The organism is Caballeronia temeraria (genome assembly GCF_001544795.2).
GTDB lineage: Bacteria > Pseudomonadota > Gammaproteobacteria > Burkholderiales > Burkholderiaceae > Caballeronia > Caballeronia temeraria.
Window position 1 is genome coordinate 48,318 of the sequence record NZ_FCOI02000041.1, and the last position, 8,658, is coordinate 56,975.

The following is an 8,658-nucleotide window of genomic DNA, read 5'->3' on the forward strand; positions in this document are numbered from 1 at the left end:
CGCGTCAGAAAGTGAAGTTCTTCAGCGCGTCGGGCATGCCCTGCGCCATGGCCGCCGCTTCCTTCGCCGCGTAGGTCTGCGAATCCCACAGCTCGAAGTGCGCGCCCATGCCGAGCAGCGTCACTTCCTTTTCCAGCGACGCGGCAGCGCGCAGCTCGGGCGAGACCAGCACGCGCCCGTTGCCGTCGAGTTCGACATCCATTGCATTACCGAGAAAGATGCGCCGCCACCACATGGCTTCCATAGGAAGCGCGGCGACCTTGGCGCGAAAGACTTCCCACTCCGGACGAGGAAAGAGCAACAGGCATCCATCCGGGCTCTTCGTGAGCGTCACCCGGCCTTCTGCCTGCCCTTGCAGCGCTTCGCGATAGCGAGACGGGACGGACATCCGCCCTTTCGCATCGAGCGTCAGCGCCGACGCCCCTTGGAACACTCGCCCTTCTCCCCGTTCTCGGGCGTCCACCACGACACCCGGCTCTCCCCAGTTTTGCTTGAAAATGGGCTCTGAATCACACAAAAGACCACTTTCTCACACTGTCTCCCACTTTAGAGGAACGCATTTCCTCGGTCAAGACGCGTACCTTTTTTTCGAGTGCTTTTTATTCGCTAGAACAAGGACTTAGCGCAGGAGCTTGAAGTGACGGAGAAAGAGAAAACCGTTATGAATTAGAGAGCTAGTGCGGGATGTGAAGGTAGTACGTGAAATGAGCAGGCGAAATGAGGGAAATGTAACGGTTCTTACAGCCGAATCATGGTCTGATTTTCGATTTCGGCGGCCAATGCCTCGCTCGACGCGTAATCGGCCGGTCGAGGCGTTCAGCACACTATATGTAGTACGCCGTGCGGGTCATCACTTTGGACGCCGCACGCATCAGCGCGCGCACCGGAAACGGCACTTCGCTTCCGCCCGCACCGATCGCGGCGGCGGCGTGCGCGCTTTCATCGAGACGCATCTGCTCGACGATCGCGCGCGATGCGTGATCGTTCGCGGGCAAGGTCTTCATGTGGCCGTCGAGATGCTGTTCCACCTGGCGCTCGGTTTCCGCCATGAACCCGAGACTCGCGCGATCGCCGAAGCGCCCCGCGACGAAGCCAATCGCGAGCGCGCCGGCATACCACAACGGATTCAGCAGGCTCGGCCGCGACTCCAGGTCCTTGAGCCGCGTCGACGTCCATGCGAGATGGTCTTCCTCTTCGCGAGCCGCCTGCTCGAAATTCGCCTTGAGCTCGGGCGAGCTGGTGGCGAGCTTCTGCGCCTGATAAAGCGCCTGCGCGCAGACCTCACCGACATGATTTACGCGCATCAGACCGGCAGAATGCGCGCGCTCCTTCTCCGTGAGTTGCGATTCCTCCGGGAGGACGTCGCTGGTGGCGTCTGATCCCGATAGCGTCGATTCGGGAATCGGACGCGACATGCGGCTCACGCCGGCCATCGAGCGCAAGCCTCGATCGAACTCGCTGATGACTTCATCGAGCGTCATGGTGTCACCTCTCTGTTCATGGTCCGCAACTCGTCGACGCAGGTCTGGTATGCAAACCGATGGCCGGACAAGCACCCGGCGAAAACGCGAATTCTAGCGCACATCGACTGGCGGCGAGGCCGCGCGGGCTTGGCAGGAGCGGCTTCGGCGGGCCGGAGCGCATCGCGGAACTTGCCGGCCGGTGCGGTCGGAACGCATCGCGAACGGGGCACGCGAGAGGCCCGTCGATGCACTTTCGAACGCCTCGTCGGACCGAAATTGCCCTTTATGAAGCATCTGTTTTGGTAATTAGGGCAAACACGGGTCGCAAAAATCCTGCAAAACCAACATTTTAGCGCCTGTTGCGTAAACGTCACATGAGTCCGGCGGACCATCCCCTTTTCCTTTGTCCGCCAAAGTCTCTTTGTTACATTACGTCTCACCTTCGTCAAGAAGCAGGCAGGGACCGTCAACACACTGGCGCTAAGAACAGTGACCTTGCCAAAAGTCGCAAACACTCCTTGGAGATTCAATCAATGAAAAAGTCGCTTCTCGCTCTCGCCGCACTCGGCGCTTTTGCTGGCGCCGCCCATGCGCAGAGCAGTGTGACGCTGTACGGCATCATCGACGCCGGCTTCGCCTACAACAACAACAGCAACGGCCAAAAGCTGTACGCAATGAACAGCGGCAACCTGCAAGGTAGCCGTTGGGGCCTGCGCGGCACGGAAGACCTCGGTGGCGGTCTGAAGGCCATCTTCGTGTTGGAAAACGGCTTCAACGTGTTCAACGGCCAGCTGGGCCAAGGCGGCGACATGTTCGGCCGTCAGGCTTACGTCGGTCTGTCGACGGCGCAATACGGCACGGTCACGCTGGGTCGCCAGTACGACTCCGTGGTTGACTTCACGGGCGCATTCGAAGTCGGTAGCCAGTGGGCATCGTACTTCGGCGCGCACCCGGGCGACGTCGACAACATGAACAACTCGAATCGCGTGAACAACGCGGTCAAGTACACGAGCGCGAACTACGCCGGCTTCACGTTCGGCGGCCTGTACAGCCTCGGCGGCCAGGCTGGCCAGTTCAACCGCAACCAGATCTGGTCGGTTGGCCTCGGCTACTCGCAAGGTCCCCTGCAGTTGGGCGCGGGCTACTTGAACGTCAAGGACCCGAACTACTCGTTCTTCGGCAACAACGCAACGAGCCGCACCGCGACGACGACGCCTTCGGCTTCGAACATGTCGAGCCGCGTGTACTCGGGCTTCGCATCGGCCAAGACGCAGCAAGTCATCACGGCTGGCGGTGCTTACACGTTCGGCGCAGCGACCGTCGGCGCAACGTATAGCAACACGCAGTTCAAGGACGTGAACAACGAGTCGGGCGCTGGCCTGAACCCGGCTGGCTACACGGGCGGATCGGGCAAGTTCCACAACGCCGAAATCAACTTCAAGTATCAGCTGACCCCGGCCCTGCTGTTGGGCGTGGCATATGACTACACGAAGGGTTACGGCCTGACCGATGCCAAGTACCACCAAGGCATGCTCGGCGCGGACTACTTCCTGTCGAAGCGCACGGACGTGTACATCGACGGTATCTATCAGCACGCAAGCGGCACGGACTCGACGAACCGCACGGCTGTTGCCAACATCAACGGTCTGTCGCCGTCGTCGACGTCGAACCAGGTTGCCGCTGTCGTCGGTATCCGTCACAAGTTCTAATAAGGTCGTAACAAAGCAGTACACACTGAAAGGCGCCTTCGGGCGCCTTTTTTTCGTCGCGTTCGTGTCGTGTGCTGCCAACAAAAAAGCCTTCGCGTCTCACGACACGAAGGCTTTTCTTGTATTTCAGACGATGCGAACGCTACGCGCGGCCGTCGCGCAGTTCGCGCCGCAAAATCTTGCCGACGTTGCTCTTCGGCAGCTCATTGCGGAATTCGATCATGCGCGGGCGCTTGTAACCGGTGAGCCGCTCCTTGCAGTACGCGACGACATCGGCTTCCGTCAGGCTCTGATCCTTGCGCACGATGAAGAGCTTCACCGCCTCGCCGGAAGCCTGATCCTTCACGCCCACCGCGGCCACTTCGAACACGCCGGGCAACATCGCGACGACATCCTCGATTTCATTCGGATACACATTGAAGCCGGAGACGAGAATCATGTCCTTCTTGCGATCGACGATCTTCACGTAGCCGCGCTCGTCCAGCACGCCGACATCGCCCGAACGGAAAAAGCCGTCCTGGGTCATCACCTTCGCCGTTTCGTCGGGACGATTCCAGTAGCCCGCCATCACCTGCGGACCGCGAATGCAGATCTCGCCGGGCTGGCCGAGCGGCACTTCGTTGTTGTCGTCGTCGCGGATGGAGATTTCCGTCGACGGCAGCGGCAAGCCGATCGTGCCCGTGTACTCGGTCGCGGTCACCGGATTGCAGGTGACGCACGGCGAAGTCTCGGACAAACCGTAGCCCTCGACGATCGGCACGCCCGTCGCCGCGAACCAGCGCTTCGCGACGGCTTCCTGCACGGCCATGCCGCCGCCGTTCGCCGCGATGAGCTTCGAGAAATCGAGCTTGCCGAAATCGGGATGATTCAGCAGCGCGTTATAGAGCGTGTTGACCGCCGGGAACGTGTTGATGGGAATGCCCTTCAGTTCCTTGATCGTTCCGGCGATATCGCGCGGATTCGGTATCAGCACGCCCAGGCCGCCGGTGCGGATCGTGAGCATGCCGCAGACCGTCAGCGCGAAGATGTGATACAGCGGCAACGCGACCACGCAAACGAATTGATCGATGTCGGGGCGGCGCTTGCGGGCCGGATCAAGCCAGACTTCCGACTGCAGCGTGTTCGCGATCACATTGCGGTGCGTGAGCGTCGCGCCTTTCGCGACGCCCGTCGTGCCGCCGGTGTACTGCAGAAACGCGACGTCGTCGGGACTTTGCGCGACGGGCTGGAGCGTGCCGCGGCCGCCTTCGCTGAGCGCATCGTTGAAGCGGATGCTGCCGGGCAGGTTCCACTCGGGCACCATCTTCTTCACACGGCGCACGACGAAGTTGACCACGAGCCCTTTCATTCCCATGAGATCGCCCATCGCCGCGACGACCACGTGCTTGATCCCCGTGTTCCGCACCACAGCCTGCAGCGTGACGGCGAAGTTCTCCAGAATGACGATGGCTTCCGCGCCGCTGTCCTTGAGCTGATGTTCGAGTTCGCGCGGCGTATAGAGCGGATTGACGTTGACGACGATATAACCCGCGCGCAATACCGCCGCAATCGCGATGGGATATTGCAGGACGTTCGGCATCATCAACGCGACGCGCGCGCCGGGTTTCATCCCGCGCTTCTGGAACCACGCGGCCAGCTTTCTCGACATCGCATCGAGTTCGGCGTACGTGATCGACTGGCCCATGCACACGAACGCGCGGCGATCGCGATTCGCGCGGAAACTGTCCTCGAGCAACTCGGAAACGGACCGATACGCCGATGCATCGATTTCCGCTGGCACGCCGGCCGGGTAAGACTTCAGCCAGGGTTTCTCCATACGGCGTCTCCTTTATATGATTTTAGAATGATCGTGCGGAAACGAAATCCTAGCTTTTCGGAAGGTGTCCGGCAATCGGGTTAGACGCCTTCCACCAGTCCCATTCGAGTCTGCCCTTTCCAGGCGCGTCAATGCATCGGCTCCACTTCCACGAGGCAATCGTAAAACGTCGCCGAGCCCCCGAGGTCGGTCAACGCCTGACTGGTCACCTCATTGGCGTTGCGGCCATCGGGCGACAACTTCTTCCACCAGATCGACAAACCGACGACGACGCCCTCACGCGCTCGCTCCGTCACGCGCGCGCGGGCCTGCATCGAACCGCGATCGTTGAAGATACGTACCAGCGCACCGTCGGTGATGGCGCGGGCTTCTGCGTCGGCGGGATGAATGTCCAGATGCGGTTCGCGCTCTGCGGCGCGCAGGCTCTCGATGTTCACGAAGCTGCTGTTCAGAAAATTGCGCGCGGGCGGCGAGATCATCGCGAGCGGATAGCGTGCGGCGAGTTCCGGCGAGCCATCCGCCGATTCGTAAGGCGGAAGGTAATCCGGCAACGGGTCGAGGCCCTCGCTTTTCAGTCGCTCGCTGTAGAACTCGCACTTGCCGGAAGGCGTGCGGAACGCGCCCTCGGCCAACGGCGCCTCGGCGATGTCGAGCTTCAGCCAGCCGGAAGCCTTCAACGTCTCCCAGCTCTGGCCGTCGAGTGTGCGGTCGTCCCAGCGGAACGCCTTCGATGCGATCTGCTCGTCGGTCTCGAAAAGCGCCGGCTCGGTGAGACCCATCGCGCGCGCGAGGCCGCGGAATATTTCGGTATTCGGGCGCGCTTCGCCGACGGGTTCGATCGCCGGCAGGTTCGCCATCACGTACGTGTGCCCGTAGGACTTGTGGACATCGAGATGCTCGAGTTGCGTCGTCGCGGGGAAGATGAGGTCCGCGTAGTCCGCCGTATCTGTCTGGAAGTGTTCGAGCACGATCGTGAACAGATCCTCACGCGCGAAGCCCGCCTCGACCTTCGCCGAGTCAGGCGCAACCGCGACGGGGTTCGAGTTGTAGACGATGAGCGCTTCGATCTTCGGGCCGAACGTTTCGTCGCCCGGATGGAGCAATGCGTCGCCGATCGCGTTCATGTTCACCGCGCGCGGAATATTCGAAGGCCAGCCGGGAAGCAGATCGGGGCGTTCGAGCGCGCTGCCATTGGTCGGCGCCCAGCCGGACGACGAAAGCAGCAGCCCTCCGGCGCGCTCGCGCCACGCTCCCGTCAGCGACGGCAAGCACGCGATCGCGCGAACGGCATTGCCGCCGCCGCGCACGCGCTGCATGCCATAGTTGAGGCGAATCGCAGCCTTCTTCGTCGATGCGAAAGCCCGCGCGAGCTCGACGACCACGTTCTCGTCAATACCGCAAATCTGCGCGACACGCGATGGCGGATACTGCGCCGCGCGCGCCGCGAGTTCGTCGAAGCCCACGGTATGCGCACGCACGTATTCATGATCGACGAAACTCTCGCGAATCAGCACGCCGATCATGCCGAGCGCCAGCGCGGCATCGGTGCCCGGCCGAAGCGCAATATGCTGATGGCACTTTTCCGCCGTGAGCGATTTGTAGGGATCGATTGCAATCAGCTTCGCGCCACGGCGCTTCGCTTCCTGAGCGCGCGTCCAGAAGTGCAGGCTCGACGCGATTGGGTTCGCGCCCCAGATCAAAATCAGCTCGCTCTCTTCGTAAAACTCCGCATGCATGCCAAGGCTCGCGCCGTACGTGTAGCGCAGGCCGGCCGCGCCTGCCGCGGCGCAAATCGTGCGTTCGAGCCGCGACGCCCCGAGCACGTTGAAGAAGCGTGCCGCGATGCTTTCGCCTTGTACGAGACCCATCGTGCCCGCGTAGCTATAAGGAACGATGGCTTCGGGCGCGCGTTTCGCTATCGGCTGCAGGCGCTCGGCGGCGAGTCGCAACGCGTCGTCCCAGCTTATCGGCTCGAATCGGCCCTCGCCCTTTTTGCCGACCCGGCGCAGCGGCGTTTGCAAGCGATCCTTGTGATGCGTGCGCTCGGCGTATCGCGTGACCTTCGTGCATAACACGCCTTGCGTCGGCGGATGGTCGGGTTCGCCGCTCACTTTGACCGCTTTGCCGTCTTCGACCGTGACGCGCATCGCGCATGTATCGGGGCAATCGTGCGGGCATACGGCTCGGGCAAACTCGGCTGGAGCGTTCATCGAAAAGTCCGTAAATCGAAGTAAAAAGCGGCAGATGACGGGATTCTATTACGGCCGCTATGCGATCGACCGTCCGATGGCGCAAATAGTGGCGGCGTAGAATGGAACGACCAGGCGCGGTCAATACGCGCTATCCGAATTCAAACGTGAGAGCAGTTCAAATGAATCTGATCCCAGAAATCGAAGCATCACACGACGAAATCAAAACGCTGCGACGAACGATCCATGCCCATCCCGAATTGCGCTATGAGGAGGTCGGTACGGCGAAACTGGTGGCCGAGAGCCTCGAAGGTTGGGGAATCGAGGTGCATCGGGGATTGGGCAAGACGGGCGTTGTCGGCGTGCTGAAGCGCGGCAGTGGCGGCCGTTCGATCGGCTTGCGCGCGGATATGGACGCGCTTCCGATCCAGGAATTGAACACGTTCGGACATCGATCGACCAACGACGGCCGGATGCACGCCTGCGGCCACGATGGGCATACCGCGATGCTGCTCGGGGCCGCAAAGTATTTGGCGAAGTACGGCAAGTTCGACGGAACGATCGTCTTCATCTTCCAGCCGGCCGAGGAAGGCGGCGCCGGCGCGAAGGCCATGATCGAGGATGGGCTTTTCAGGCAATTTCCAGTCGATGCCGTTTTCGGCATTCACAATTGGCCGGGCATTCCCGCCGGACACTTCGGCGTGATCGAAGGGCCGATTATGGCCTCGAGCAATGAGTTTCGCATCACGATCCGCGGAACCGGTTCGCATGCCGCCTTGCCGCATAATGGACGCGATCCGGTTTTTACGGCTGTGCAGATTGCGAACGGACTGCAGAGCATCATCACGCGTAGCAAGAAGCCAATTGATACGGCGGTGCTTTCCATTACACAGATACACGCGGGTCAAGCTGCGAACGTTGTTCCGGATCAGGCCTGGCTCGGCGGGACCGTGCGCACCTTTACCGTCGAGACGCTCGATTTGATCGAGACACGCATGCGCAAAATTGTCGAAGCGACCGCTGCCGCGTATGACTGCGAGGTCGAGGTGCACTTTCACAGAAACTACCCGCCGACGATCAATTCACCCGAAGAGGCAAGATTTGCCGCGGAAGTGATGGCGGAGGTCGTAGGTAAAGATAAGGTCGATAGCGCCGTCGAACCGACGATGGGCGCCGAGGACTTTTCGTTCATGCTGCTCGAGAAGCCGGGGTGCTATGCGTTTCTCGGCAACGGCGATGGCGGACATCGGGAGCAAGGACATGGCGCAGGGCCCTGCATGCTGCATAACGCCAGTTATGACTTCAACGACGATTTGCTGTCGATTGGATCGTCGTATTGGGTACGTTTGGTGGAGAGATTTCTTGCGCGTTGATGTGAGACGGATTTTGTTGATATAAATCGCACGCCCCAACGCAAAAACCCCACCTTTGCGGGGTGGGGTTTTTGTCGTACGGCATAAGGAGCCTGACGATTACCTACT

Annotated in this window: 6 protein-coding genes; 2 read left to right on the forward strand and 4 right to left on the reverse strand. The window is 61.0% G+C overall.

Annotation, left to right across the window (positions count from 1 at the left end; translation table 11 throughout):
• Window positions 1–4: 4 nt before the first annotated feature.
• Together mraZ and coq7 are read right to left on the reverse strand one after the other, a co-directional pair.
• Complete coding sequence (gene mraZ, locus AWB76_RS34175; RefSeq protein ID WP_008343002.1) at window positions 5–433, reverse strand: division/cell wall cluster transcriptional repressor MraZ; 429 nt, start codon at window positions 431–433, stop codon at window positions 5–7.
• Window positions 434–824: 391 nt separating this feature from the next.
• On the reverse strand, window positions 825–1,481 hold the full coding sequence (gene coq7 / locus AWB76_RS34180) for a 2-polyprenyl-3-methyl-6-methoxy-1,4-benzoquinone monooxygenase (RefSeq protein WP_061164519.1): 657 nt from the start codon (window positions 1,479–1,481) through the stop codon (window positions 825–827).
• Between the two features lie 515 nt (window positions 1,482–1,996).
• Between coq7 and AWB76_RS34185 the strand changes: the two genes are divergently transcribed.
• Window positions 1,997–3,172: a porin gene (locus AWB76_RS34185; protein ID WP_061164520.1), complete on the forward strand. Its 1,176-nt coding sequence runs from the start codon at window positions 1,997–1,999 to the stop codon at window positions 3,170–3,172.
• Window positions 3,173–3,314: 142 nt separating this feature from the next.
• Here AWB76_RS34185 and AWB76_RS34190 read toward each other — a convergent pair whose 3' ends face one another.
• On the reverse strand, window positions 3,315–4,988 hold the full coding sequence (locus tag AWB76_RS34190) for a long-chain fatty acid--CoA ligase (RefSeq protein WP_061164521.1): 1,674 nt from the start codon (window positions 4,986–4,988) through the stop codon (window positions 3,315–3,317).
• 128 nt (window positions 4,989–5,116) lie between these two features.
• Window positions 5,117–7,198, reverse strand: coding sequence for a molybdopterin-containing oxidoreductase family protein (locus tag AWB76_RS34195; protein WP_061164522.1), 2,082 nt, complete (start codon window positions 7,196–7,198; stop codon window positions 5,117–5,119).
• 161 nt (window positions 7,199–7,359) lie between these two features.
• Here AWB76_RS34195 and AWB76_RS34200 point away from each other — a divergent pair, with 161 nt between their 5' ends.
• Window positions 7,360–8,550, forward strand: coding sequence for a M20 aminoacylase family protein (locus tag AWB76_RS34200; RefSeq protein WP_061164523.1), 1,191 nt, complete (start codon window positions 7,360–7,362; stop codon window positions 8,548–8,550).
• The last annotated feature ends 108 nt before the right edge of the window (window positions 8,551–8,658 follow it).